Origin of the sequence: Pseudobacter ginsenosidimutans (genome assembly GCF_007970185.1) — a bacterium.
GTDB classification, from domain to species: Bacteria; Bacteroidota; Bacteroidia; order Chitinophagales; family Chitinophagaceae; genus Pseudobacter; species Pseudobacter ginsenosidimutans.
The window spans coordinates 3,644,075-3,669,386 of the sequence record NZ_CP042431.1 but is presented as its reverse complement, the minus strand read 5'-3'; the positions used below and the strand labels follow the sequence as shown (position 1 = coordinate 3,669,386).

Sequence of the window (25,312 nt, the reverse complement as noted above, 5' to 3'; positions counted from 1 at the left end):
TTATTTTTACAATATCTAAAAATGAAAAAATGAACAAAGGAATAACCCTGGCCGGGCCCAATGAAAAGTCCGCGTCAGGATGGGTTAACGGCTTCATTGGCGTTGTGATATTCAGTGGCTCCTTACCGGCAACAAAACTGGCCGTGATCGAATTCGATCCTGTTTTCCTCACAATGGCGCGCGCAGCCATTGCAGGCCTGCTGGCGCTTGCCGGGCTGCTGACCTTCAGGGAGAAGCTTCCAACAAGGCAACAACTGCTTCCGTTGATCATCGCGGCCCTTGGCGTGGTGATAGGATTTCCGTTACTGAGTGCGCTGGCCCTGCAATATATCAGTTCTGCGCATGGCATCATTTTCATTGGCTTACTGCCACTGGCCACAGCCATTTTTGCCGTGCTCCGCGGAGGAGAAAGGCCAAAACCTGCATTCTGGCTTTTCTCCATCATCGGCAGTTCCTTCGTGATCGGTTTCGCCATTGCGCAGGGAGTGAAGGCCTCTCCAGTTGGCGATATACTGATGTTGCTGGCGGTGATCGCCTGCGGCCTTGGTTATGCGGAAGGCGCCAAACTCAGTAAGGTGATGGGAGGATGGCAGGTGATCTGTTGGGCGCTTGTATTATCATTACCGGTAACCCTTCCTCTTTTGTTCATACTGCTTCCTGCGTCTTTCGATGGCATCGGAGCTCCTGCCTGGATGGGATTGATCTATGTTACGCTGTTCAGTATGCTGATCGGATTCATCTTCTGGTATCGCGGACTGGCACAGGGAGGCATAGCCGCAGTTGCTCAGTTACAATTGTTGCAACCGTTCTTCGGACTGGCGCTGGCAGCAGGCATACTGAATGAAAAAGTGAGCCCGGGCATGATCGGTATTACCATCGGCGTTATCCTTTGTGTGGCCGGCTCGAAGAAATTTGCAAAATGAAAAAATGAACGAAACAGTCAAGATCCCTGAACTGAATCGAAAACAGTTGTACCCTGCTGAGCCCGAAATTTGTCTCATGAAAAACAAATGGATTTACAATGAGGCGCTTTTCGCAATAAAACAACTATGGTTTAATGGGTAAGGGGTATAAAAAGAAACCAGAAGTTTCCTTTTTATTAGTTCCAAACAAGCAGGCTGGTGTCTACCAGCCTGCTCAATTATATTTAGTCCTCATCCGGGTCCACAACTTCTGTTTCAGCCACACGGCCCACCTGACCATCTTCCAGCCTCACTTTGATGCCTCTCGAGTGATAAGCTGCAGAAGTAAGAATATCTTTCACGATCCCGTAAGTGAGCCTGCCGGTTCGCTGGTCTTTCTTTAGAATGATCGCCACTTCCTGACCGGGGTAAATATCTTTCCTGTATTGACCATCCATATGCTTTCGGTTTTCGAAGGCAAAAATATCAATTGTTTCTTTCGTTCCAGTAATAACTATCCGGGTATTGTCTTTTACCGAAGATGGAAGTTCCCACCCGCACGATGGTGGCTCCTTCTTCAATAGCCGTTTCCAGGTCGCCGCTCATGCCCATGCTCAGTACATCGGCTCCCGGCGGCAGCAATCCGCTTCGCAATGCCTGATCCCTGATCTCACGCAATAAGCGGAAAGAGGGCCGCACTTTTTCCGGGTCAGCCGCAAACAAGCCAATGGTCATAAGACCTTTCACCTGTAATGTATCCAATGACCTCACCTTTTCGATCAACCGAAATGCATCGTCAGGGTGCGTACCAAATTTACTTTGCTCAAAGGAGGTGTTCACCTGTACCAGCACTTCCATCGTTCTTCCTTCATACACCAGGCGCTGGTGAAGCTTCTCTGCCAGCTCAGGCCGGTCCAGCGACTGTATACAATTCACATATTTCAATACCTCTTTTATCTTGTTCGTTTGCAGGTGGCCGATAAAATGCCGCTCCACCGGAAGGTTGCGAAGGAGATGATCTTTCTCTTTCAGCTCCTGCACTTTGTTCTCACCAGTCAGCGCCGATCCTGCTTCTATGGCTACACGGATCCTCTCTGCCGGTACTGTTTTGGTGGCGAGCAAAAGCCGCACTGACCCCGGCACACGGCCAGCCTTTTCAGTTGCCACTGCAATCCGTTCTTTCACGATGCCCAGATTGGAAATGATATCAGTTGCTTCGTTCATAAAAAATGTTTGGCAAAATAATACCTGTTGAAACCACTATGGTGTTCAATCAGAAGGTGAAAAAATAGAATTCAGGAAAGCGGTTCCGGCTTCTGATCATGTTCCGGGCAATCCAGCCGCAGATGATCAGGAGTCAGCGGTATTTGCAGGAGATTGCAGAAATGCTTGTTGCCGGCAGTGGAAAAATGTACGCAGGTAAAGCACATTCGCTGCATGGTGATGATCTTTTCCCTGTACAGCTGGTGTATCAGGTTGAGCAGGATGGTTTTGATTTCCGTCTGTTGCCGTTCCGTCAATTGCCCTATCTGCTCCAACATGGTATTGGCAAATCCACCCGTGGCCGCCGCCACTTTCTTTCCCTGCGATGTCAGCTTCAGCACCTGCACACGGCTGTCTGCAGGATTATCTTTTTTCACCAGCAGCTTCTTTTCTGTAAGCACTTTTACCACATCGCTCATAGTGGCCTTTGTAACATTGAACTCTTTGGACAGGTAGGTGACCGTTGCCATCCGTTCATCATGGGTATGCAGGAAGATCAGGCTCTGCACCTGGATCGGACTGAGGCCATATTCCTTTGCCTGCTCCCACAACATCACCCGGAAAGATTCCCCCACGCGTTCCAGCGCAGCCAGTATCAGTGCAGCATTGGAACTGTTCTGAGTATCCGGATTGAATGGTATATTGTCCATATTGCTCATCGCTGCAAAATAACCAAAGCTCAGCACTCTGAATAATCGGAAGCAAAAACTCCGTTGAGCGCGTACAGTTTTCCAATTTCTATCTCAAGGCTTTTATCGAGCCGCAACCACTGTTTTCCATCTTTTTCGAAAACAGCTGTGATGAATCCGTTGGCGCGTGTTACGCCATTGTCTTCATACAACATCGCGGCTTTTTGTTTTTGACGGAAGAGCGTCATCACCAGCTCCCGGAAATTTCCTTTGTTGGGTAATGTTTCCCTGGTATCAGTGTTCATGATCATAAAGTTAATGGTTAGTTGTTACATCCCTGCATCTCGATAATGGAATAACCCTGACGGTTTATATCGGTCAAGATATCTTCAGTAGCTTCTTCTATATGGCAAAAGCGGCATTCGCTGGTAGCAAGGGGCTGCCCCGCCTGTCCCTTTTCCGCCAGGTATTGTTTTCCATATTCATGCACTTTCTCTTCATTGGAAACAAGGTCCGTTGGCACCAGGATATCGAAGTGCATGATGCCGCCATTTTTCTTTGTAACGTAGGTATCGAATACTGAAACTTTCATAAAAATTGCTTTTATTGTTTTACCTGGTAAGGAAGGGAGAGATCTTTGGATAACACACTGTACACTTTGTATACGCCGAGCATCGGCATACTTCCGCCGGCTGCATGTTCACCGCCTTCTCCTGTTACCACCTGCATATAAGCGCCCACTGCATCATATTTAAAATCCGTTTTGAAACGGACCCTGTAATCCGGCACTACCACCCTGATGGCATTGGCCTCGGTCACCACCTGGAAGCCGGGTGAGTCCATATACATCGGCATACCCGGATTTGTTTTGGGAAGCACTACGGAAGTATCAGAAACATTGAATTCCTTAACAGACAAACCACCTGGTACTCTTTTATCGGAAACAAGTACCACCCAGTGAGGGTGCCAAACGATCTTATCGTTCCTGTAATCGCCATCCCCGTTTTCATCCCAGAGTGGCGTATCATCAAAATCAGGGTGGGCTGTAAGGGCAAGTGCAACGATGCCCTCTGTTTTACTGAAGCCCACATCTTCTGATTTCAGCGTGGTGGGAAACACATATCCGTCAACCGGAGCGCCATTCATTTTGCCCGCTGCTTTGGAAGTGCTTCTCCCCGCCTGCCCCTTTACTGTGATCTCGAATTCCAGTTGTCCCCATCTCTTATTATGCTTCACCGAAGCGCCGGTGATCGCATAATCGGCTTCATTGATGGTAGACTTAACTTTCTTACAACTGTCGCAATCCGGTGATGCCAGGGCTGCTGCTCCTGTGAACAGCGCCATTCCGAGTAACATAGTGATCTTTTTCATGATTGTTTATTTGGATGTTGTTTGATTTGACCATTCAAATATAGTTAGGATTCCTAACTATACAGATCATCTGATGTTAAATTATTTTTAATGGGGCATTGGAGGGGAAAAAACGGAAAGGCCAAATAGCCGATATTTGCAGGCCATGGATCAGGCCGCCAATCATCAGGAATTGTCAAATAACCGTTTCAAGAGGTTTTCACTGGAATCCCTCGATGAGACCCAGATTGCCCAGTCCGGCGCCGGCGGCCAATACGTGGAGCAGAAGGACTACCAGCTGATTACTCCGCATAGCCTGGAGGCCGATAGTGGGATTTTCCTGAACCGCCTCGCTTTTCCCCTTTTTCCGCCTGTAACTGTGTTGCGTCAGGAAGAGCAGTTACTGGTGTCCTGCACCTGCAATCAGCATTCTGACCAGTTATGTATTCATGAAGCACAGGTGCTCACAGCCCTCCTGCGAAAAGAGGAATTCGGTGTTTTCTTTTTTCCAGATCTAAGGAAGAATAAACTGCGGCAATTCGGCGCCGATTATGGTTTGGGGACTGTGCAGGAACCTGACGATTATTTTTCTGTACAATGGGAAAACAACAAACTGGTGATCGCCCCCAAACATGCTTCATTACAGGCAGTTACTCCTGCTACCCTGCAGGGCATGAACCAGTTATTATTTCCTGCGTCAGAAGCATTGCATCAGGAAGATCCGGTGGCCGAAGGCAAAACCATTATTACTGTTTTCAAACAACACAAGTATAACAGGCATCTGGTGACAGAGCTCTATTCGGCGCCGGTTTCGAAAGAAGGGAAGATCAAGAATCCTTTGACAATGATCGCACCGCTGGACCTGGCCTGGACACAGGATGATCCGGAACAGCTGAAATTCTATACAGCCGTTCACAAATTCCAGAATCATCCGTCCACTAAACGCTCACCTTCAGACCTGAAAGCGTTGAAAGCGATCATCCGCAATCCTGCACGTTACAAATTCTACCTGCATGATGCGGAGGTATCTGAGAATATTACAGCCAGCTCCATCAGGCCCGTGAAAGCAGCCCTCCTGCAAAATAGTCTGAGGCTCACCGTTACCCGGGAAGGTAATTTTTACGCCATTGCCGGAAAGCTGCAGCTGGCACAGGAAGAACTGGATCTGAAAGAGGCGCACCTGCGTTTGAACTGGTTCCTGCAGGCAGGGGAAACACTTTATCTGATTGATCAGTTACCAGCCCTGGGTATGATCGAATTATTGAAGAAGAAAGATCATTTCCTCATTCATCATAACAAGTTCAGCGAGTTCAAAAGCCAGTTGCTTGATAAGCTGGAAGATAAACTCCCCGTGGATTACCGGTACCTGCAGCACGTAACAGCAGCTGAATTGCCTGAACTGCCGGGCGGCAGCGGTCTTCAGCGCATCCTCTATCTTTCCGACCTCAAGAACTATGTGATGATCATTCCCGTGATCCGCTACGGGGACATAGAAATACCTATCCGCACCCAACGGCTGGTGCATACCACCAATGCAAAGGGAAAAGAAGTGATACTGCCCCGTAACGATGATGCAGAGCGGGCTTTCACAGCGTTGCTCCTGGGTCAGCATACTCACTTTGAAGAACAACTGGAAAACGATCTGCATTATTTTTACCTGCACCGCGACCGCTTCCTTTCGGAAGACTGGTTTCTCCAGGCATTTGAAGTATGGGAAAAAGAAAACATCAGGGTACTTGGATTCAATGAGCTGGACAGTAACCGGAAAAATCCGCACCGGGTGAAGATCGATATCAAGATCAGGACAGGCATCAACTGGTTCAATGCCGATATACGCGTACAGTTCGGCAAACAGCGTGCTTCACTGAAACAGGTTTACAAAAGCATTCGCAACCAGAATAAATATGTACAACTGGATGACGGCACTGAAGGCATCCTGCCACAGGAATGGATCCTGAAATTCTCCGATTACTTCAACAACGCGGAAGTCATCGATGAAAGCACCATCCGCATCAACAAGATCAATCTTTCCGCCATTGAACAACTGTACGAAGCGGCCCTCCCCGATGCGGCCATTGAACAGGAAATAATGGAATACAGGAATAAGCTGGAAGGGATCCGTGAGATCGAAAGGATCGAAACACCTGAAGGCCTGAACGCCACTCTTCGGCCTTACCAACTGGAAGGCCTCAACTGGCTCAATGCACTGGACGACCTGAATTTCGGTGGTTGCCTGGCGGACGATATGGGACTGGGTAAATCCATCCAGATCATCGCCTTTATTCTTTCACAAAGAAAAAAAGTGAAAAACAATACCAATCTGCTGGTAGTGCCCGGCACGCTGGTGTTCAACTGGCAACAGGAATTATTGAAGTTTGCGCCAGATATCCGTTTGCTTACGGTGCACGGCGCCAGCCGTAACAGGACTACGGAAGACTTTGACCAGTACGAGATCATACTTACCACATACGGCACCCTGCTTTCAGACATAAGGTTCCTGAAGGATTACCATTTCAACTATGCCTTCCTGGATGAGTCGCAACATATCAAGAACCCTGAAACGCAGCGCTACAAAGCAGTCCGGCTGCTGAATGCCCGCAACAGGATCGTGATCACGGGCACGCCCATCGAGAACAATACTTTCGATCTGTTCAGCCAGTTGAGTTTCGCATGTCCCGGACTGTTAGGCAACAAACAGTATTTCAGGGATATCTTTTCCATTCCCATCGATACGTTCAAGTACAGTAAACGCGCCAGGGAACTGCAACAGAAAGTGCAGCCCTTCATCATGCGACGCACCAAGGATGAAGTGGCGCCCGAACTGCCGGAAAAAACAGAGATGGTAGTGTATTGTGAGATGGATGAGGAACAACGCGGCATCTATGATGCTTATGAAAAAGAGTTCAGGGATTATGTGTCGGCCATTTCCAACGATGAGTTGAAACGTAACCCGATGAATGTTTTGAAAGGGCTCACCCGTCTCCGCCAGATCTGTGATGCGCCAGCACTGTTGGGCAATGAAGCCCTCACCGGTCATAGCTCAGCAAAGATCCACACATTGATGGAGCAGATCGAAACCAAATCGCCACACCACAAGATCCTTGTGTTTTCGCAGTTTGTTTCGATGCTGGACCTGATAGTGGCAGAATTGAAAAAAAGAAATATCGGATTCGAAACCCTCACGGGAAGTACCCATACCAAAAAGCGCGGCGAAATAGTAAACGCTTTCCAAAACAATCCCGACAGCCGGGTTTTTCTCATCAGCCTGAAAGCTGGTGGCACAGGTCTCAACCTCACTGCCGCTGATTATGTGTACATCGTGGATCCCTGGTGGAATCCAGCCGTGGAAAACCAGGCCATCGACCGAGCACACCGCATCGGGCAAAACAAGAAAGTGATCGCAATCCGGCTTATCTGCTCCAACACAGTAGAAGAAAAGATCATGCAGATGCAGGAGAATAAACAATCCCTGGCCGATAACCTCATCAAAACCGGTAATACCCTGCTTCCTGTTTTATCGAAAAATGAATTACTGAAACTGCTGAGTTTTCAACCTGCTTAGTTGGAACTGCCCATAAAGATCCTTTGTGCTGGCAATGCAAAGGAAATCCCTTCCTGTTCAAATTGCTCATAGATCCTCAGGTTAATGCTTTGCTGCCGGTCCATATACATATTGTAATCCGGTGATAGCACATAGAACACCACTTCAAACTCCAGGCTGGACTCTGCAAAGGTTTTGAAATGCGCCCTGTCGAATCTTGTATCAGTGAACTCTCCCACGATCTGTTTTACCATCGCCGGGATCCGTTTGATTTTTTCCGCGGCTGTTCCATACACCACGCGAAAAGAAAAAACAACACGGCGCTCTTTCATTTTTTTATAATTGTGCACCCTGGAATTGGTGAGATCAGTATTCGAGCAAACCAGCTGTTCTCCGCTAAGGGTGCGGATCCTGGTGGTTTTGATACCGATGTATTCCACTGTTCCCAGCTTATCATCCATAATAATGAAATCGCCGATCTGGAATGGCTTATCGAAGAAGATCACCAGGTAACTGAAAAGATCGCCGAGGATCGTTTGGGCCGCCAGCGCAATGGCGATACCGCCAATACCCAAACCAGCAACCAGCGTGGTGATATTGTAACCAAGATTATCTATCAGAAAGAGAAAACCCGCCACCCAGATCAATACCTGGATGATGAGCAGGATACCCCTGGATTGTTTCTTTCGTTGCTCATTGTCCTGTTTCACCAATGAACGTTGAAAGATATATACGATGAAACTGCTGATGATCCGCAAAACATAAAATGTGCAGATCACCATCACAACCACATGCGCGATCCTGTTGGCTTTTTCTGAAAGTGTGAGATACTGCATGCTGCTGTAAATGGCCAGCACATACAACATCGGCATTACAGAGCGCCCGATGGTACTGATGATAAAATCATCGAAATTCGTTTGTGTTCTGGCTGTTAAGGCCCTGATCCTTTTGATCACCAGGGATTGAATGATCCTGAGCGCGGTCAGCATCAACATTCCGATACCCAATGCGATGAGCCAGCTTTGTACAGTGTTCTGCAAGAAATTATATTGCAAGATTTCCTTCATAATCCGGTCATTTGAAAGATGATCGATCTGTTCACTTCACCGGCACGAAGGTATTTGCCTGGTCTTGGCAGGCTATTAATCTAAAATTAAAATGCAATTAAGTTGACAACATCAGGTGTCGCAACTCACATCATCCCATTCCTGATTTCCATAATTTATTAACCAGTTCAATGCATAATGCCGTTCGTATACAACACCGGGATGAGCTTCGGTGATTTGCTTGCCATGGATCCTGGCGTCAACACAGGCCCAGTCCAGGCGATAATAAAGATCGCTGGCATCAAGTATGTCAGCTTTGGAGCGTACAAGACCGGCAGTGCGGATAAAGTCTTCAGGAAACTTATCCTTTCCAACAGGGTATTGCTCCGGAGGAATAGTTCCGAGATCACATAACTGTGCAGGAGAAGGAAGTGCTTCCGTTTTGTTCAATGCCCACAGTAAGGTATAGATGCACTCGCATTTCCAGCTTTCGCGACTTTTCTTTTCCTCCGTGGGATCGTTGAGAAAATCCTTTTCAGCGGGCGTAACAAAGGCCCATAGATTATTTTGTTGCAGATAGTCTGTTGCTTCTTCCGGCGGGATATGACTGAAAGCAACGAGGTTCACCACTGCCAGTACAGACACGCGTTGTGCGATCTCTTCAGCTCGTCTGATGGTAACCGTTTCTTCTGAATCGATAACAGGCAGATGCTTGTTCACACTGATCTGCCAGGATCCGATCAGTTGCTCCGATCTGGATTTTCTTGCCAGCTGGTCTTCCCTGGCAGGTACCTGCTGATCGAAATATGCGGCATCAATTTTCACATCCAGGAAATCGATCCCGCTATTGCCTTCCTGGTCGATGATAAGATCGAGATGACTGTCTAAAAAATGTTGTCCCTTCGATTTACTGATCACCGTTTTGGGTTGCACAAACAGGATGGCATCGAACTCCTGAGCCAATTCCTGAATTACATTTTTCAATTCTTTTATTTCTCCTTTCGTTACAGCGATGGAAAACTCACAGTTCAGTGTAAAGATCTTTTGCAGGAATTTTTCCTGCAGGCTTTCATTGGAGAAAGGTAAAGACCTCGCATACCCATGCAATCCCCGAAGGTTATTGGTAAGCGGAGAATGATCATTCTCTGCAATTTTATAGGATGGATTCTCTTTTTCGCGATAGCTGATCTTCAATTTTCCGGAAGGCCTGAGAAATCCTCCTTTGGCCTCACATTCCAGTACATCGGATTCCCCGTCTTTACCCACAAACAGTTTGCCTTCCGGGAAAAACTCCTCTATCCTTTTTTTGATTCTGTCAAATCCTGTGTAATGTGCATACAGCGTACAGATCATTGTTGACGATTTGCTGTAAAGAAAACCAATTTAGGAATAGTACACAAATCCTCCCCCTTTCCCAATGCCTGGTTCACTGGTTCATCTGTCCACTTCACAGGAAACTGCTTATTCAGCACCCGTGTGATGAACATCTTTGTGTTATCAAACAACGCTAAAGCAATATAACATGAACACAAAAACATCAAAGATCATTTACCGGACAGGCGCTATCCTCACTTCCCTGTGGTTCGGCACCAGCGGCATCTGTGAGCTCACACAAAACAAGCTGGTTTGGGATATTACGCAGCAACTCGGTTATCCGGTCCATTTCATTTATATTCTGGGTGTGGCAAAACTGTCGGGCGTGGCCGTATTGCTGACGCCAAACAGGTTACTGAGACTGAAGGAGTGGGTTTTCGCCGGCATCTTCTTCGACATCATCTTTGCCTTCTTCTCCAAACTCGCCGTGCTTGGTTTTGCCTCAACTATCGATGCGATGATCGCATTTGCGATGGTATCCGTAACTTACATCCAGTTCAGGAAACTATACCCCGCAGATTACCGCATTACTACCACAGGCAAAAGAGACATTCTTTTTTCCCAATCATTCGGATTGGATTCAATCAGAAAATAATTAAAACATGCAACAGCTCAATGTTAGCCGCCGCTATTGGCTGGCCACCGCTTTCAGTTTCTCCGCAGTAATCCTGGGTATCTTAGGTACAAATGCACAAAACACAACAGTCATGAGTGAACGAATTGCAACCAGTGCTCTCCCCATCAAACAGATCAAAACAGCCATTCTCGATATCGGTTATGCGGAAGCCGGTCCTGCTGACGGACAGGCTGTGATCCTGCTCCATGGCTGGCCTTATGATATACACAGTTACACTGAAGTGTCAGCGCTGCTGGCGGGTAAAGGATACAGGGTACTGATCCCTTATCTCCGGGGTTATGGCAGTACCCGTTTTCTCGATGCGAAAACGCCGCGCAATGGCCAACAGGCCGCACTCGCAATGGATGTAATTGATTTTATGGATGCCCTGAAGATCAACAAGGCCATCATCGGAGGATTCGACTGGGGTGCAAGGACCGCTAATATTGTTGCCGCCCTCTGGCCGGAACGTACAACTGCATTGGTTTCTGTGAGTGGCTACCTGATCGGCAGCCAGGAAGCGAATAAGAAACCTTTATCGCCACAGGCTGAACAACAATGGTGGTATCAATATTATTTTGCTACTGAACGCGGAAAGTTGGGCTATGAAGCCAATCGAAAAGCATTCTCCAAACTGATCTGGCAAACAGCTTCTCCGCAATGGCAGTTCACTGATCCCAGCTTTGATCAGACCGCAGCCTCATTTGAAAACCCTGATCATGTAGCTATCGTGATCCACAACTATCGATGGAGGCTGGGCCTGGCGAAAGGAGAAAAGAAATACGATGCACTCGAAAAGAAACTGGCTGCATTCCCATCCATTTCCGTTCCAACCGTAACACTGGAGGGCGATGCCAATGGAGCGCCGCATCCATCGCCAACAGCTTACGCATCGAAGTTCACCGGCAAATATGCACATCACGCACTAACAGGGGGAATAGGTCATAATCTTCCGCAGGAAGCGCCGCAGGCATTTGCTGACGCAATCATTGAAGTGGCAGGATTTGTGAAATAGAAAAATGGAATAACACTGTCAACGATCAGAGTGCCGCCAGTTACCCGCCTCCCGGCGAGTGACTGGCGGCACTTCGGGTAAATACCTGAGCTTCTCAACAAACCAGCTTTGAGCTTTTCAACAAAGCAGGCGGAAGCGGACCATCCTAATTTTGTACTGTAAAAAATACAACAATGAAAAAAGTATGGTTTATCACAGGCAGCTCCCGTGGACTGGGACGCAACATTACCGAAGCGGTTTTAAAAAGCGGGGATGCGGTAGCAGCCACTGCCCGCAATACCGATCAATTGTCTGATCTCGTACAGGAGTATGGAACACAGGTCCTTCCGGTTTCACTTGATGTTACCCGTTATGAAGATGTGTACAAAGCGGTAGATAGAGCTGTCAAACATTTCGGCCGCATCGATGTGCTGGTCAACAATGCGGGATTTGGCATCGTGGGCGCTGCCGAGGCATTCACGGATGAGCAGGTGCGCAGCCAGCTGGAAACAAATCTCTATGCACCGATCGAGCTCACACGCGCAGTTCTTCCTTATATGCGCAAACAAGGCAGTGGCCGCATCCTGCAGATCAGTTCCATTGGCGGACGGGTAGGCAATGCGGGGCTTACCATCTACCAGGCGGCGAAATTCGGACTGGGGGGATTTACAGAAGCGCTGGCCAAAGAAGTGGGACCGCTTGGCATTTATGTGACCAGCGTGGAGCCCGGCGGCTTTCGAACAGACTGGAGCGGCGCTTCCATGACCTATGCCAAAGAGATCGAAGGATACGATATGGTGAAACAAAGGTCGGATCTTTTCAAAAGCGGCAAATTCATTCCCGTAGGCGATCCCGTCAAAGCAGCCAATGTGCTGGTGGAGCTGGCCATTCATCCTGAACCTCCCGTTCACCTCATCCTGGGAAGCGAAGCACTCGGCATCCTTAAATCAGCAAACGCCACAAGAGATGCAGAAATGGAAAAATGGAAAGATGTGACTGTAAGCACCGATCATGACGAGGCGGAAGATTTCCTGTCTACCACTGCCGGACAGTTCTACACGCAGAACGTTCAAAGAAAACAGTAAAACAATAGCTTTGCAATATGGTAGGACCAGATAAACAAAAGTCTCCCTTCTCTTATTCCTGCTATGTAGCGCGCAGCCGCGAAGGCGAGCAGTTTGTGCCCGAGCATGTGTTCAGTTACCAACTGTCTGGCATCCTCACCGTGAACACCGGTGTGAAGGAATATGTTTTCAGGGAAGGGGATTTCAGGTTCATCAAAAGGAATCAGCTCATCAAATTCAACAAGCAGCCCGCCCCGGACGGTGTGTTCGAAGCCGTGTCCATTTATTTTGACCAGGAGCTGCTAAAGCAATTCAGCCTGGAATACGGCTACAATACGGATTCTGGAGGAAATGGAAAAGTGGATACCGTGACAGAACTGAAAAAAGAAGCATTGTACAAGAGCTTCGTGGATTCCTTACTGCCCTATCTGCAGGGCAATCAGCTGATCAATCAGCAACTGCAAACATTGAAGCTGCGTGAAGCCCTGCTCATCCTGTTGCAATCCCAGCCATCGCTTGCCCGACTGCTCTTCGATTTCCAGGAGCCGGGCAAGATAGACCTGGAAGAATTCATGAACAGGAATTTCCATTTCAATGTGCAACTGAAAAGATTCGCCTATCTCACAGGCCGCAGCCTTGCCACTTTCAAGCGTGACTTTGAGCATATCTTTCACATATCTCCCAGCAAATGGTTATTGCAAAGAAGGTTGCAGGAAGCCCATTACCTCATCCGGGAAAAAGGGAAAGCGCCGGGTGAAGTGTACCTGGAAACGGGATTTGAAGACCTCTCCCATTTCTCCTTCGCTTTCAAAAAACAGTACGGCGTACCGCCATCCCAGGTAGCCGGCTGAAAATACCCCCGACATTTGTCCGGTTCACCCCCGGGTTCGTCCACTACAAGGGTATATTCCATGACGCACGGTAGAAGAATATCAAATTGCATCAACAATCAATTCTACCATGCAATTTCTAAGAAAGAAAACCCTGATAGTTTTACTGATTCTCGCAACAGGCGGATTGGCGCTGGCTTTCACGGCGAAGGCCCCCGTAAACAATCCGCCTGTTACCGGCGAGATCATGCTTCCTGCTGAAGTACAGGCCATCCTGGAGCGAGCCTGTTACAATTGTCACTCCAATGAAACAAAACTCAATTGGTTCGACAAACTCCCCTTCGCTTCCTCTGTAGTGGCAGAGCATGTAAACAAAGGACGTGCAAGATTGAACTTCTCCGCCTGGAACAGCTTATCTCCTGCCGAACAGCAATCCAACTACTGGCTGATCTACAACAAACTGGCCGCAAAACAGATGCCCCTGCCGGATTACCAGTTGTTGCATCCAGAGGCGAAGATCACAGACAACGACCTGTCTGTACTCCGGGAATTTCTCAATACGGTTACAACACCTGCCGAAAAAGATACGGCCCAAAAAATATCCGGTATAACGCATACCAACATACGTAATTTTCCGGTTGCCCCTAACGGTATCTCTTATGATCCTGTATACCGGAACTGGCAGGTACTGAGTACCACCTCCCGCTACGACAATGGCACCATGCGCGTGATGTATGCCAATCCCATTGCCATTGAAGCAGTAAAATCCGGGCAGATCCGTCCCTGGCCAGAAGGCTCAGTCATCGCCAAACTGGTATTCCGTAAACTCCGGGACAGCAGTGGCAATATCCGCCCCGGCAAATTCATCAATATCCAATATATGATCAGGGATAGTAAGAAATATGCGGCCACCGAAGGATGGGGCTTCGCCAGGTTCGATACACCGGAACTGAAACCTTATGGCAATATCAATACAGACAAGACCTGCATCTCCTGCCACAAACTCGTGGAAGAAACCGGATTTGTATTTGACGTAACCACCAAATAAGCAAACATGAAACCAACAATATTCTTACCTGCAATTGCTGCAATCATACTTGCCGGCTGTCAGTCCACATCGCCCTATGGCAAGATCACCCTGCGCGGGTTTTCATTCAACGACAGCGGCCTCTCCGTGATCACATACCAGATCAACGATAAAGCAGGTACCATGACCGTATTGTATAGCGATACTCCGCATCAGCAACTGAAGCTGGTCACCTACAGGCAACAGGAAAACAAATTCTGGTATGGCAGCAAGATCAATGGAGACCTGCTAAAGGTTGAAACTGCCGACAGGAAAGGATACTATCATTCTGAACCCGGCAAAGTGGTTGACACTCCGGCGCGCATAAGATTCATACTCGATCAGCAACCCGCTGCATTCCCTCAATAAATAAAACCCATCATCATGGAATTCACAAAACAAAATAGAATCGCAAAAACAGTTGCCCTATCATTCGTGCTCGGCATTGCCTCCTGCACACAGGCGCAAAACAGTAATCCTTCCGATTCCGCTCCGGGAAAGGCTTTCGCCGTAGTGGAGCTCTTCACTTCCGAAGGTTGCTCCAGTTGTCCGCCTGCCGATAAACTGATTGAACAGTTACAGGAAGAGAATCCCAATGCCCCGCTGTACATTCTCGCCTATCATGTGGACTACTGGGATCACCAGGGATGGAAAGACAGGTTCAGCAACCGCGCTTATTCCAGCAGGCAACAACAGTATGTGAACTGGCTGAACCTTACCTCGCTGTACACGCCACAAATTGTAGTGAACGGGCAATCGGAAAATACAGGTTCAGATGAAGGTGCCACTGTACAGGCCATCAACAATGCGCTCAGCCACCATTCACAGGGAAACATATCGCTCAGCACTTCAAAAAAGAATGATGTACTGGAAGTGAGTTACCAGTTCAATGGAGATCCCAAAGGCAATAGCATCCTGCTGGCCCTGGTGCAGAAAAAGGCAGAAAGCAATGTCACTGCCGGTGAGAACACGGGCCGTCGTCTTCCCCATGTTCAGATCGTGAGGGCATTACAGGCAGAAGATACCAGGAGCCAGCATAGCCTGCAGATCAAAACGCCTGACGGCTATAAACCTGAAGGATATGAGCTGATCGCCTTTGTACAAAACAAGAAAACAGGAAAGATCATTGCCGCCGCCAAATCAGATCTCGATCAATAAAAAAATATAACGATGGAATTCAAAGCACACCCAATCGACAAAGTATTGTATACCGCCAAAACACATACAACCGGCGGAAGGGATGGACAATCTCAAAGCTCAGATGGCCGCCTCGATCTAAAACTATCATCACCCGGCACAGGCGCCGGTACTAATCCTGAACAGTTATTTGCAGCGGGATGGTCTGCCTGTTTCATCGGCGCCATGAACCTGGCCGCTCATGCACTTAAGATCAGGCTGCCACAGGAAACAGCCGTTGATGCGGAAGTAGACCTTGGCACAACCGGCAATGCCTGGTTCCTGCAGGCCAGACTGAATATTCACCTGCCCGGACTGGACCCCGGGATGGCACGCACCATTGTGGAAACAGCTCATAAGACCTGTCCGTACTCAAAAGCCACCAGTGGCAATATCAATGTTGAATTGAACCTGGTATAAGCAAGGATACCGGAACAGCCTGCACAACAACGGGCTGTTCCTTTTTTTACTATTTCATTTACCTTCGGTTATTACAAATGAAAACACCCGCATTCCGCGTTTCGCATTCTGTTATCTGGGGCAGCTCACTACTGCTCGGCCTGCTTATGGCAGTGCCAAAGATCGCAGACAAGCATTTCAACCTGCATGAAACCATCGCCAACTCGGTGATCACTTTCGTGTTTTCCATTTTTGTATGGTATTACAGCATGTATACCCTTCCCGCATATTCTGCCAAAGATGTAGCGAAAGGATTTTCGGTTACCCGTTTGCTTAAGACCATCGGACTGGGCGTTGCCCTGATGTTCATCCTGGCTTATGCACAGCAGTTGCTGCTCACCCATCTCGATTTCGGACCGGTGATGCTGATGATAGAAGTGCGCGGCATCCTTATCAGTTTAACCTTTTACATGTTCATCCATCTGCTCTACCAGAATTATCATAACCAGCAGGTGAGCATCGCACTTGAACGCTCGAAGATGGACAATCTCGCGGCGCAATACGAATTACTCAGGCAACAGGTGAACCCGCATTTCCTTTTCAACAGTCTCAATACCCTCAAATACATGGTGGAGAGCGGAGACAAGCACAGTATCGATTTCATTTTGAAACTGTCCGACTTCTACCGCTTCTCACTCGAAAGCCGAAAATCAGACCTGATACAGCTTTCAGAAGAATTGAAAATACTGGAATCTTATATCTTCCTGCTGAAAGCAAGATTTGAAGAAGGAATGGAGATCAGCATCGATGTTCCGGAAAGCCGGGCCAACACGCAGATACCACCTTTCACATTGCAACTGCTGGTTGAAAACGCCATCAAACACAATATCGTTTCGCTCGATAAGCCGCTGCGCATGCGTATTTTCACCGAAGGGGATTTCCTCATCGTGGAGAACTCATTACAACTGAAAAGGACAACCGAAACTTCAACAGGGCTGGGGCTCGACAATATCCGGCAACGCTACCTGCATTTGTCCGGAAAAGCAATAGAGATCCATCCGGACAACCAATATTTTACTGTCAAACTTCCCAGAATATGAAGATCGTCATCATCGAAGACGAAATAAAAGCAGCTAAGTCACTGGCGGCGCTGATCACACAGCTCCGGCCTGAATCGCAGATCATTGCACAGCTACAGAGCGTGGAAGCCGCATTGGATTTCTTCGGCAGACAACCGCAGGTAGACCTGCTCTTCATGGACATCCAGTTGTCAGACGGCATTTCCTTCGACATCTTCAAAACTGTCAGCATCGCCTGTCCTATCATTTTTTGTACAGCATTCGGAGAGTATGCCATGGAAGCCATCAAGGCCAATGGCATCGATTATATACTCAAACCTTTCTCCAAAGAAGAGCTGGAAAAAGCGCTCGCAAGGGTGGACGCACTGAGCAATTTCTTCCAGCGCGATCATAACGCCGATCTCACAGCGCTTTTTAATAAACTTGGCAGAGAAGAAGGGAAAAAAAGTTTTCTCGTTTTCCAGAACAATAAATACATCACCATTGCCTCAGGTGATATTGCATTTTTCCACACCCGGAATGAAACAACACAGCTGGTGAGTTTCCGGAAGGAAACCTATACCATTCCCAATTCGCTTGACCAGTTGCAGGGCCAGTTGTCTGCTTCGCAGTTCTACCGGCTCAACCGGCAGTACATCATCAATTTCGATGCAGTGAAGGAAGTGGAGCATTACTACGGCCGGAAACTACTGGTACACCTGCATGTGCCGGCACCGGACGATCTCACTGTGGGGAAGGAAAAATCCACTGCATTCCTCCACTGGCTGTCTGAACGGTAATGCCGGGCATAAATTTCCTCTGGCACGGTTTCCGGAAATTCGTTATTATTGCAGCTCCCAATGAATCACTACTTCAAAATATTCGATTCGTACATGGCATTCCTGCGGAGCGCCTGTGCGAACGTGCCATAGTTCCCTGTCTCCCCTTTTCCCGCATATTGTTAACTGTAACTGGTTGAGCATTCAACCCTTCTATTCATTTTAAATTTTTTATTGTGAAACGAATTGCTGTTACCGGCATGGGTAAGGTAGGCTCGTTAGTGGGCACCTTGCTGGCCGATATGTTTTCTGTAACCGGCATCGACAGGCAGGCGCCTGCATCCCCGGTGAAATTCCCCGTCTCTCAGGGCAATGTTGCCGATCCCGCAGAACTGAAAAAACTGCTCAATGGCCAGGATGCTGTAGTATCCTGTCTCCCCTACCATCTTAATCTCGCTGTGGCAAAAGCCGCGTACGAACTCGGCATCCACTACTTCGACCTTACAGAAGATGTGGCCACCACTGCCGCCATCCGCAAAATGGCAGAAACCTCCAAAGGCGTGATGATCCCGCAATGCGGACTGGCACCGGGTTTCATCGGAATCGTTGGATCCCATCTCACCAAAACCTTCACCAAACTCAGGGACATTGAACTGAGGGTGGGCGCACTTCCCCGTTATCCAAACGGTTTACTCGGCTACTCATTCACGTGGAGCCCGGCCGGCGTGATCAATGAATACATCAACGATGCGGAGGTGATCCATAATGGCGTTCGCAAAATGGTGCCTTCTCTCGAAGGACTGGAAACCATCAATATCGAAGGACAGGAATTTGAAGCTTTCTCCACTTCCGGAGGACTCGGCACGCTCTGCGAAACACTGGAAGGAAAAGTGGACACGCTCAATTACAAGACCATCCGCTACCCCGGCCATGCCAGGCTGATGCGATTCCTCTTGTACGAACTGATCCTCAAAGAAAAAAGAGAACTCACGGAACAGATACTCACTGAAGCCAAACCTCCGGTGAAGGAAGATGTCGTATATACATATGCGGTAGTAGAAGGATGGACCGGCAATGAGCTGAAACGCGAAGAATTCTACCGGGCTTATCATCCCCGCGATATCAATGGACAGAACTGGAGGGCCATTTCATGGACCACAGCTGCTTCCGTTGCAGCCGTTGTGGAAATGGTAGCTAACGGCAAACTGCCGGCAAAAGGATTTGTGAAGCAGGAGGATATTGGCCTGGATGATTTCTATGCTACCCGCTGGGGGCGCATGTATGCAGAGTAAGTTTTTGTTGCCGGGAGCGGGGGAGGGTGAAGTCGGGCTGATGAAACAAACCAACGCATTTTGTTCGTTACTGAGCTGTGGGTTGAATGGATTGTACTGTGGTAATGTTATTGTGCTTATTCGCTTTTGTTTCAAAGGCCCTTTCCCCATCCCCGCGCTCCCGGCCCCTTCCTCACAGGCGACATTGCTGATCTGGAAAAGTTATTGAACTGTGCACAATTACAAACCCTCATTCTACTCAGACACCCACTGCAACCTTTACTCAGAGTGATGCACATTTCCCCCCATCCCACCCCTTCTATCGAGGGCTGGTGAGCGGTGGATCCATTGTTGTTACACGTCCGGGGACATGGGAGCAAAGGTGATATGAAAAGGTGGCCTTGAAAACATAAGCGAAAAAGCCCGGCTCAGCACCACCGCCCATCTCCCCAATCAAAAGCCGATCAATCATCCTCCTGCGCTGGTTTGTTTTCCAGCCGCCGTTCATATCCCTTTGCGACCCACGCCCTATTTACAACAGCTCTTTGCGCCCCGCACCCAGCCTCCGATTTTAATCCCCCTTTCATATCGATTGCAGTAAATTTGTGATGCTTGTTTAATGTCACTACCATGAATAAACACCTGCTCATATCGGGGTTAGGGATTTTATTCCTGTCAAATGTTTTTTCGCAGAATAAGGTCACCTATGCTATCCCCAGAACGTTGCCGGCGCCCATTCCGGCCATCTCGGCAACCGCTTCCCATAAATTGCTTATCGATGATCATCTTTCCCGTGTGGGTGATCAACTGACCGGACTGAGTTCCGGTGGCGATACCATTTTTGTAAGCAGCGTGAAACGCAATCAATTGCAGGGCAACTGGATGAGCTTCTACAAACCAGGCCAGGTGCTGGATTCCGGCCGTATGCAGAAATCCGTTCCCGATGGAGAATGGAAAACATATTATCCCGATGGCACGCTCCGCACCATCCGCACTTACAATGCAGAAAAGCTGGCTTATGTGAAAAATGAGATCCTGCGGAAAGATGGACGCAGTACATTTTATGCACTCACCGGAATTGCCAGACAAAATATGAATGCCGCCAAACATCTCATGACGGCCAGCTACTCTTATCATGCGCTTGACAATGATCATTCTGGAGAACAACTCAATTCATTATCGAAAAGGGTTGAGAGGAATGCAAGCCAGAACAGTTATCACGCGCCTTTCAATCAATGCCTGCATCATGGCTTATATATGAATTTCTTTCCTGACGGAAAGACCCGGGACTCGGGCTATTACAAGAATGGCGTGAGAGACGGGCTATGGAACGAATGGAATAATGATGCTACAGTGCTGGCTGTGGGCAGTTACAAACAGGGAAGACCAAACGGCGACTGGAAATTCTACAATAAACAGGGTAAACTTCTGTATATCCAATTATACTCAGACAACGGGAAATTGAAAGATGTGGTGAAGATGAAGTCCTGATACTTTTTATTTGATCCGCACAGCTTTTGAGCTCAGGCTGAATCCACTGAAACATCCGAGTACATCTTCTCCGCTGATGGTGCTGGAAATTGTTGCAGGTGTGGAGAATGGGCCACCGTTGGCGCGGGCCTTATTGAAACTGTCCCAGAAATTATATACTTTCCTTTCCACACTGGCCATATGGTAGATCACTGAATCACCCATCACAAATCCACCGCCATGTGTAAGTCTTATGTATTGCCCATTCACGAGATCATCAGTGCCGGGTGAATACCTGCCTGCTCCCATGCCACCCCATCCGAAGTGAGGGCCTTCGCTCTGCGCCTGCCAGTAATACAACTGTGTATTACCGATAGTATCAGGATCTTTGTAATGTACGGTGATCCTGCCTTTCAGAACAATGCTGCCATCATCCAGGTCATCATTGTAATAATTGCCGATAGTCAAACTATCTACCCGTACAGGAGGCAGCATGGCCGTTGTAGCTGAATATTTTTTTCCATCCGCTTCGATCTCCAGCAGGTAATGATAACCCGGCCTTCCCATCAGCGCATCAGCAGGATCAGTGATGAGTGCGGGATCAAAATATAAGCCGGGCACCAGAGCATAATCCAGTAATGGGATACGCGCTTCCGTTAGTTCCTTTTTTGAAGCCGCATTCCATTCATAGGTATTGTTTGGCAGGAGCCGGCCTTCGGTAACACTCACTTTCGCGCCGGTTACTGCGATATTTTCAAAATCAGTATTGAAGTAATCCTGGCTTCTTCCCAATATCACATAATTGTATGATGGCAGTTCATTGTTGATATACCCTTCCACAATCAGCAATGGCTTATTGGGTTTTAGATTGATATCGAAATCCTTTTCACAGGAAGTGAAAAAAGAAACAATGGTTGTCAGCACCAGGTTCTGCAAAACAGTCATTCTACACATCGCTTAAAATTTAAAATTCCAGGTAATGCCGGGTATCACCGGGAACAGGAATACTTTCTTTCCCTTGATGGTCCGGTCTTCCTCATCTGCATCGATGTAGATGAAATAAGGGTTTTCGCGGTTGTACAAATTATACAGCCCGAATACCCAGCTGCTTTTATAACGGCGTTGGGTATCCGGTTTTCTGGTATAGGTAAATGCAAGGTCCATCCGGTGATAGGCAGGCATCCTGTAATCGTTGATCTTATCGTACTGGTTGATATTGGTGAACACCGGCTGATTTTCGCGTCCGTCATAACCGATGCTGTACACGAACCTTCCGGTTGGCATCGTAAGCGCATTGCCGGTGCCGTACACGAACACAGCCGATGCATGCCATTTTTTGCTGAGCTGATAATTAGCTACCACACTGATATCATGTGTGCGATCATAACGATACGGAAATGCTTTGCCCTCGTTCATGTCCGGGAAAGTTCTCTCCGAGCGGCTCAGTGTATAACCGATCCAGCCATTGAGGCGTCCTGTTTTTTTCTGGAAAAAGACTTCGATACCATAAGCCTTGCCTTCGCCGAAGATCATTTCACCCTCTATATTCTGATTGAGTAACAGACGCGCTCCGGGCTTGAATTCGATCTGGTTCTTCAGTGTTTTGTAATAGGCTTCCACACTCATTTCATATTTTCCTTCCGCAAATCCTTTAAAGAAGCCGGCAGCCACCTGGTCGGCAATACCAGGTTTGATCAGGCGACTGGAAGGGATCCACAGATCACTGGGAAATGTGGCAGCGCTGGTGGTAGCCAGGTGCAGGTATTGATAAGTGCGCGTATACGATAGTTTGAAATTGGCGCTGGTATTGAGTTTGTACAGAAGGCTGATCCTTGGCTCAGGATAATGATAGCGCACAATGCTTTCTCCTTTTTTGTACGATTCTGTCTCTCCTGTAGGTGCACCTTCCGGATCATAGAGTACACGTTCGGTTGGGCCTACCTGGTTGAAATAACTGTAACGAAGCCCGGCAATGATATTGAAGTCGGTACTCACATCGATGTCAGCACTGAGATAAGCGGCCGCTTCCCTCGCCTGCTGATCACTGATGTGCGACCTGAACTCCTGAACACCCTGATTGGATTCCCCTGCACCCGGACGGAAGCTATGCCAGACATATTGCCATCCGGCTTTCCAGCGCATCCAGGGCTGAGGAGTATAGCTCCAGTCGTTCTTCAGCTGGTAGTCTGTAAGTCCTGAAGAAAGAATGATACTGTTGGAACCGAAAGCAATACGGCTGGACAAATTGAAATCATTGCGAACAACAGCCAGCTCCTGTTTCCACTGGTTGTTCAATTGTTGCTTCCAGGTGAGCCCTGCAATGGTATTGCCCCAGTTGGCATTGAATTCGCGGGCAGGGCCATCGTCATCGTCATCAACGAAATTGAACTTGTCTTTTCCCGTATAGAAAGTAAGATAGAGTCCATTATTCCTGTTAAGCTGGAAATCGGCCCTGGCATTTACATCGTAAAAGAAATAACCATTCCTGCCGATCGAGTCCGGCGCAATGAGTTTTGCTACCTGGTCTATATAAGTCCTGCGGAAACTGATATTGAAAGCGGATCTTTTTTTGATCACGGGTCCTTCAAGCGATAAGCGGGAAGAGATCAGCCCGATCCCACCGGAAGCTTTGAGTGTATCACGGTTGCCATCTTTCGAATTCACGGCAATCACACTGCTCAGTCGTCCGCCGTACTCAGCAGGCATTCCGCCTTTGATCACTTCGATATTTTTGACGGCGTCGCCATTGAATACACTGAAGAAACCAAGAAGGTGATTGGGATTGTACACGGGAATACCATCCAGCAGAACCAGATTTTGATCAGGCCCTCCGCCGCGCACATAAATACCGGAACTGGCATCGCCACCACTCTTCACACCAGGGAGTAGTGTGATGGTCTTCATGGGGTCCACCTCGCCCAGTATCACGGGCAGCTTCTGGATCTGCGCCATGTCCAGCGTATGCACGCTCATCTGGTTCCGTTGCAGGCTGCGACTTCCCGAAACCACCACCGCCTGCAGTGCTTGCTGCGTGAAGCGCAGCGCCAGCCTGAACTCCAGATCTTCCATCAGGGAGAGGGAAAATACTGTATCGATATAACCTATTGCTGTAACCGAAATTTTGAATTTGCCGGATGGCAGGCGAAGCGAGATCCTTCCCAGGGAGTCCGCAGGTGTGGTCCTGCCATTTACCCGCACGGAAGCATTGCTGACGGGAAGATCGAGACTATCATGAACGATCAGCGTTAACCTGTGTTCCTGCGCGTATGCAAACAGAGGCCCCAACATCAGGAACAATGCCATCAACACGGAATGCTTTATTACAGATCGTGGCGCCAGGATCATGTGTGTACATTATTACAAAACCAGGGCAAGAATGCTTTAACGAATATCTTCAACTTTAGGGACAACACCAGCACAAAACGTCCATTTTTTCAGTATTCACCACAAAACTAATTTCCACAGCTTAGGGGTTTTTCATAATATTATATTGTTGAAGCAGCAGCGCATGTATTTCACCAGCTTACCAGATCATACAGCTCCGGGATTTGACGAAACAGCTCATTTCAGTCAATTCAAAAAACACAATATTGTTTTCAATGCAGAAAGCAGCAACAGCTATTGCGATGATCATGCAGGCTGCCTGAGCATCAAAACCATTTTACAGGGCGAAGAATGGTATGGCATCGATCATCGCAGGCTGGCAGTGAGGCCCGGACAATACCTGGTCCTGAACGATGATCAGCATTATTCCTGCAGGATACATGAAGGTGAAAAAGTAAAATGCCTTTCTGTTTTTTTCCAAAAGGATTTCGCTGCTGCAGTTTTCCATGATTTGCTATACAGTACAGAACAACAGCTCGATCAGCCTCATACAAACAATGGTATTCTTCCTGAATTCTTTCAAACGCTCAATCCGCTTACTTCATCATTGCAATCGCATTTGCACCAACTGGTTGCCACACTCGAAAAACAAAACAACAACGAATTCCCCACAGATGAGCTGCTCATCTTTTTACTGGGGCATCTGATCACTGCGCACAGAACCGATCTGAAAAAGAAAGCCAGTATCAACGCGATCAAAGCAAGCACCAGGCATGAGCTTTACAAACGCGTTTGCATGGCGAGAGACCTGCTCCATTCTTCTTATTATGAACAACTGGACCTGCACAAGATCGGGGCCTGTTCACACCTTTCCGTTCCGCAACTGGTGAAGCAGTTCAGGGCTGCATTCGGATGTACGCCGCATCAATACCTTATCCGTATCAGGCTGGAACATGCCGCTTCATTGCTGAAACAAAGCAGCCTGCCCGTTCAGGATATTTCCATGGATACAGGGTTTGAATCTGTAAGCGCTTTCTGCCGCGCATTCAAATCGGCCTATGGCCTGCAGCCACTTCTTTACAGGATTACTTCATCCTGATTTGAGCATTTTTGCATATCGCTCCGGCATCCGCCAGGATACTTTTGGATTTGCTAAAATC

25 protein-coding genes are annotated in these 25,312 nt (G+C 48.0%); 15 read left to right on the top strand and 10 right to left on the bottom strand.

Annotated elements, in window-relative coordinates:
* Positions 1-29 precede the first annotated feature (29 nt).
* On the top strand, positions 30-923 hold the full coding sequence (locus FSB84_RS14840; protein ID WP_130538726.1) for a DMT family transporter: 894 nt from the start codon (positions 30-32) through the stop codon (positions 921-923).
* A 224-nt stretch (positions 924-1,147) separates the two neighbouring features.
* On the opposite strand, the gene FSB84_RS14835 is transcribed toward FSB84_RS14840, so the two are convergent.
* The 6 genes from FSB84_RS14835 to FSB84_RS14810 all read right to left on the bottom strand — a co-directional run bounded on the left by FSB84_RS14835 (position 1,148) and on the right by FSB84_RS14810 (position 4,165).
* A complete protein-coding gene (locus FSB84_RS14835) occupies positions 1,148-1,360 on the bottom strand; it encodes a YwbE family protein (protein WP_127127023.1) in 213 nt (70 codons plus the stop codon).
* 28 nt (positions 1,361-1,388) lie between these two features.
* Positions 1,389-2,126, bottom strand: a complete 738-nt coding sequence (locus FSB84_RS14830) for a YggS family pyridoxal phosphate-dependent enzyme (protein WP_130538725.1) — start codon at positions 2,124-2,126, stop codon at positions 1,389-1,391.
* A 71-nt stretch (positions 2,127-2,197) separates the two neighbouring features.
* The gene (locus FSB84_RS14825; protein WP_130538724.1) at positions 2,198-2,824 is read right to left on the bottom strand and encodes a MarR family winged helix-turn-helix transcriptional regulator; all 627 of its coding nucleotides are present in this window, start codon (positions 2,822-2,824) and stop codon (positions 2,198-2,200) included.
* A gap of 20 nt (positions 2,825-2,844) precedes the next feature.
* Entirely contained in the window at positions 2,845-3,105 is a 261-nt protein-coding gene (locus FSB84_RS14820) for a hypothetical protein (protein WP_130538723.1), read from the bottom strand.
* Positions 3,106-3,116: 11 nt separating this feature from the next.
* Complete coding sequence (locus FSB84_RS14815; protein WP_130538722.1) at positions 3,117-3,386, bottom strand: DUF2024 family protein; 270 nt, start codon at positions 3,384-3,386, stop codon at positions 3,117-3,119.
* 11 nt (positions 3,387-3,397) lie between these two features.
* A complete protein-coding gene (locus tag FSB84_RS14810; protein ID WP_130538721.1) occupies positions 3,398-4,165 on the bottom strand; it encodes a hypothetical protein in 768 nt (255 codons plus the stop codon).
* Between the two features lie 145 nt (positions 4,166-4,310).
* Between FSB84_RS14810 and FSB84_RS14805 the strand changes: the two genes are divergently transcribed.
* Positions 4,311-7,706, top strand: coding sequence for a DEAD/DEAH box helicase (locus FSB84_RS14805; protein WP_130540951.1), 3,396 nt, complete (start codon positions 4,311-4,313; stop codon positions 7,704-7,706).
* Here the strand turns inward: FSB84_RS14805 and FSB84_RS14800 are convergent.
* Both FSB84_RS14800 and FSB84_RS14795 read right to left on the bottom strand, forming a co-directional pair.
* Positions 7,703-8,752 (bottom strand): mechanosensitive ion channel family protein, encoded by a 1,050-nt coding sequence (locus FSB84_RS14800; protein WP_130538720.1) that lies wholly within the window; start codon positions 8,750-8,752, stop codon positions 7,703-7,705. The genes FSB84_RS14805 and FSB84_RS14800 overlap by 4 nt on opposite strands.
* A 111-nt stretch (positions 8,753-8,863) precedes the next feature.
* Entirely contained in the window at positions 8,864-10,084 is a 1,221-nt protein-coding gene (locus FSB84_RS14795; RefSeq protein ID WP_130538719.1) for a DUF4272 domain-containing protein, read from the bottom strand.
* 169 nt (positions 10,085-10,253) lie between these two features.
* Here FSB84_RS14795 and FSB84_RS14790 point away from each other — a divergent pair, with 169 nt between their 5' ends.
* The 12 genes from FSB84_RS14790 to FSB84_RS14735 all read left to right on the top strand — a co-directional run bounded on the left by FSB84_RS14790 (position 10,254) and on the right by FSB84_RS14735 (position 20,849).
* Positions 10,254-10,700: a DoxX family protein gene (locus FSB84_RS14790; RefSeq protein ID WP_130538718.1), complete on the top strand. Its 447-nt coding sequence runs from the start codon at positions 10,254-10,256 to the stop codon at positions 10,698-10,700.
* 7 nt (positions 10,701-10,707) lie between these two features.
* Positions 10,708-11,736: an alpha/beta fold hydrolase gene (locus FSB84_RS14785; protein WP_130538717.1), complete on the top strand. Its 1,029-nt coding sequence runs from the start codon at positions 10,708-10,710 to the stop codon at positions 11,734-11,736.
* A 173-nt stretch (positions 11,737-11,909) separates the two neighbouring features.
* A complete protein-coding gene (locus FSB84_RS14780; protein WP_130538716.1) occupies positions 11,910-12,800 on the top strand; it encodes an SDR family NAD(P)-dependent oxidoreductase in 891 nt (296 codons plus the stop codon).
* Between the two features lie 17 nt (positions 12,801-12,817).
* Positions 12,818-13,630, top strand: a complete 813-nt coding sequence (locus FSB84_RS14775) for a helix-turn-helix domain-containing protein (protein ID WP_130538715.1) — start codon at positions 12,818-12,820, stop codon at positions 13,628-13,630.
* A gap of 109 nt (positions 13,631-13,739) precedes the next feature.
* Positions 13,740-14,657, top strand: a complete 918-nt coding sequence (locus FSB84_RS14770) for a heme-binding domain-containing protein (RefSeq protein ID WP_130538714.1) — start codon at positions 13,740-13,742, stop codon at positions 14,655-14,657.
* Between the two features lie 6 nt (positions 14,658-14,663).
* Positions 14,664-15,044 (top strand): hypothetical protein, encoded by a 381-nt coding sequence (locus FSB84_RS14765; RefSeq protein WP_130538713.1) that lies wholly within the window; start codon positions 14,664-14,666, stop codon positions 15,042-15,044.
* A gap of 15 nt (positions 15,045-15,059) precedes the next feature.
* On the top strand, positions 15,060-15,833 hold the full coding sequence (locus FSB84_RS14760; RefSeq protein ID WP_130538712.1) for a DUF1223 domain-containing protein: 774 nt from the start codon (positions 15,060-15,062) through the stop codon (positions 15,831-15,833).
* Positions 15,834-15,845: 12 nt separating this feature from the next.
* A complete protein-coding gene (locus FSB84_RS14755; RefSeq protein WP_130538711.1) occupies positions 15,846-16,271 on the top strand; it encodes an organic hydroperoxide resistance protein in 426 nt (141 codons plus the stop codon).
* Positions 16,272-16,348: 77 nt separating this feature from the next.
* The gene (locus FSB84_RS14750) at positions 16,349-17,350 is read left to right on the top strand and encodes a sensor histidine kinase (protein WP_130538710.1); all 1,002 of its coding nucleotides are present in this window, start codon (positions 16,349-16,351) and stop codon (positions 17,348-17,350) included.
* Entirely contained in the window at positions 17,347-18,108 is a 762-nt protein-coding gene (locus tag FSB84_RS14745; protein ID WP_130538709.1) for a LytR/AlgR family response regulator transcription factor, read from the top strand. The genes FSB84_RS14750 and FSB84_RS14745 overlap by 4 nt, the downstream gene beginning before the upstream one ends.
* A gap of 215 nt (positions 18,109-18,323) precedes the next feature.
* Positions 18,324-19,379: a saccharopine dehydrogenase family protein gene (locus FSB84_RS14740; protein ID WP_130538708.1), complete on the top strand. Its 1,056-nt coding sequence runs from the start codon at positions 18,324-18,326 to the stop codon at positions 19,377-19,379.
* 609 nt (positions 19,380-19,988) lie between these two features.
* Positions 19,989-20,849, top strand: a complete 861-nt coding sequence (locus tag FSB84_RS14735) for a toxin-antitoxin system YwqK family antitoxin (protein ID WP_130540950.1) — start codon at positions 19,989-19,991, stop codon at positions 20,847-20,849.
* Positions 20,850-20,855: 6 nt separating this feature from the next.
* Here FSB84_RS14735 and FSB84_RS14730 read toward each other — a convergent pair whose 3' ends face one another.
* Complete coding sequence (locus FSB84_RS14730) at positions 20,856-21,782, bottom strand: DUF4249 domain-containing protein (RefSeq protein WP_130538707.1); 927 nt, start codon at positions 21,780-21,782, stop codon at positions 20,856-20,858.
* A gap of 3 nt (positions 21,783-21,785) precedes the next feature.
* Positions 21,786-24,173, bottom strand: a complete 2,388-nt coding sequence (locus tag FSB84_RS14725) for a TonB-dependent receptor (RefSeq protein ID WP_130538706.1) — start codon at positions 24,171-24,173, stop codon at positions 21,786-21,788.
* A gap of 145 nt (positions 24,174-24,318) precedes the next feature.
* Between FSB84_RS14725 and FSB84_RS14720 the strand changes: the two genes are divergently transcribed.
* On the top strand, positions 24,319-25,251 hold the full coding sequence (locus tag FSB84_RS14720) for a helix-turn-helix transcriptional regulator (protein ID WP_147122179.1): 933 nt from the start codon (positions 24,319-24,321) through the stop codon (positions 25,249-25,251).
* Positions 25,252-25,312: the final 61 nt, after the last annotated feature.

Bases quoted from the DNA above. Each gene is read 5' to 3' on its own strand.
- FSB84_RS14840 (WP_130538726.1), top strand. From the start codon at position 30: ATGAACAAAGGAATAACCCTGGCCGGGCCCAATGAAAAGTCCGCGTCA.
- FSB84_RS14835 (WP_127127023.1), bottom strand. From the start codon at position 1,360: ATGGATGGTCAATACAGGAAAGATATTTACCCCGGTCAGGAAGTGGCG.
- FSB84_RS14830 (WP_130538725.1), bottom strand. From the start codon at position 2,126: ATGAACGAAGCAACTGATATCATTTCCAATCTGGGCATCGTGAAAGAA.
- FSB84_RS14825 (WP_130538724.1), bottom strand. From the start codon at position 2,824: ATGAGCAATATGGACAATATACCATTCAATCCGGATACTCAGAACAGT.
- FSB84_RS14820 (WP_130538723.1), bottom strand. From the start codon at position 3,105: ATGATCATGAACACTGATACCAGGGAAACATTACCCAACAAAGGAAAT.
- FSB84_RS14815 (WP_130538722.1), bottom strand. From the start codon at position 3,386: ATGAAAGTTTCAGTATTCGATACCTACGTTACAAAGAAAAATGGCGGC.
- FSB84_RS14810 (WP_130538721.1), bottom strand. From the start codon at position 4,165: ATGAAAAAGATCACTATGTTACTCGGAATGGCGCTGTTCACAGGAGCA.
- FSB84_RS14805 (WP_130540951.1), top strand. From the start codon at position 4,311: ATGGATCAGGCCGCCAATCATCAGGAATTGTCAAATAACCGTTTCAAG.
- FSB84_RS14800 (WP_130538720.1), bottom strand. From the start codon at position 8,752: ATGAAGGAAATCTTGCAATATAATTTCTTGCAGAACACTGTACAAAGC.
- FSB84_RS14795 (WP_130538719.1), bottom strand. From the start codon at position 10,084: ATGATCTGTACGCTGTATGCACATTACACAGGATTTGACAGAATCAAA.
- FSB84_RS14790 (WP_130538718.1), top strand. From the start codon at position 10,254: ATGAACACAAAAACATCAAAGATCATTTACCGGACAGGCGCTATCCTC.
- FSB84_RS14785 (WP_130538717.1), top strand. From the start codon at position 10,708: ATGCAACAGCTCAATGTTAGCCGCCGCTATTGGCTGGCCACCGCTTTC.
- FSB84_RS14780 (WP_130538716.1), top strand. From the start codon at position 11,910: ATGAAAAAAGTATGGTTTATCACAGGCAGCTCCCGTGGACTGGGACGC.
- FSB84_RS14775 (WP_130538715.1), top strand. From the start codon at position 12,818: ATGGTAGGACCAGATAAACAAAAGTCTCCCTTCTCTTATTCCTGCTAT.
- FSB84_RS14770 (WP_130538714.1), top strand. From the start codon at position 13,740: ATGCAATTTCTAAGAAAGAAAACCCTGATAGTTTTACTGATTCTCGCA.
- FSB84_RS14765 (WP_130538713.1), top strand. From the start codon at position 14,664: ATGAAACCAACAATATTCTTACCTGCAATTGCTGCAATCATACTTGCC.
- FSB84_RS14760 (WP_130538712.1), top strand. From the start codon at position 15,060: ATGGAATTCACAAAACAAAATAGAATCGCAAAAACAGTTGCCCTATCA.
- FSB84_RS14755 (WP_130538711.1), top strand. From the start codon at position 15,846: ATGGAATTCAAAGCACACCCAATCGACAAAGTATTGTATACCGCCAAA.
- FSB84_RS14750 (WP_130538710.1), top strand. From the start codon at position 16,349: ATGAAAACACCCGCATTCCGCGTTTCGCATTCTGTTATCTGGGGCAGC.
- FSB84_RS14745 (WP_130538709.1), top strand. From the start codon at position 17,347: ATGAAGATCGTCATCATCGAAGACGAAATAAAAGCAGCTAAGTCACTG.
- FSB84_RS14735 (WP_130540950.1), top strand. From the start codon at position 19,989: ATGAATAAACACCTGCTCATATCGGGGTTAGGGATTTTATTCCTGTCA.
- FSB84_RS14730 (WP_130538707.1), bottom strand. From the start codon at position 21,782: ATGTGTAGAATGACTGTTTTGCAGAACCTGGTGCTGACAACCATTGTT.
- FSB84_RS14725 (WP_130538706.1), bottom strand. From the start codon at position 24,173: ATGATCCTGGCGCCACGATCTGTAATAAAGCATTCCGTGTTGATGGCA.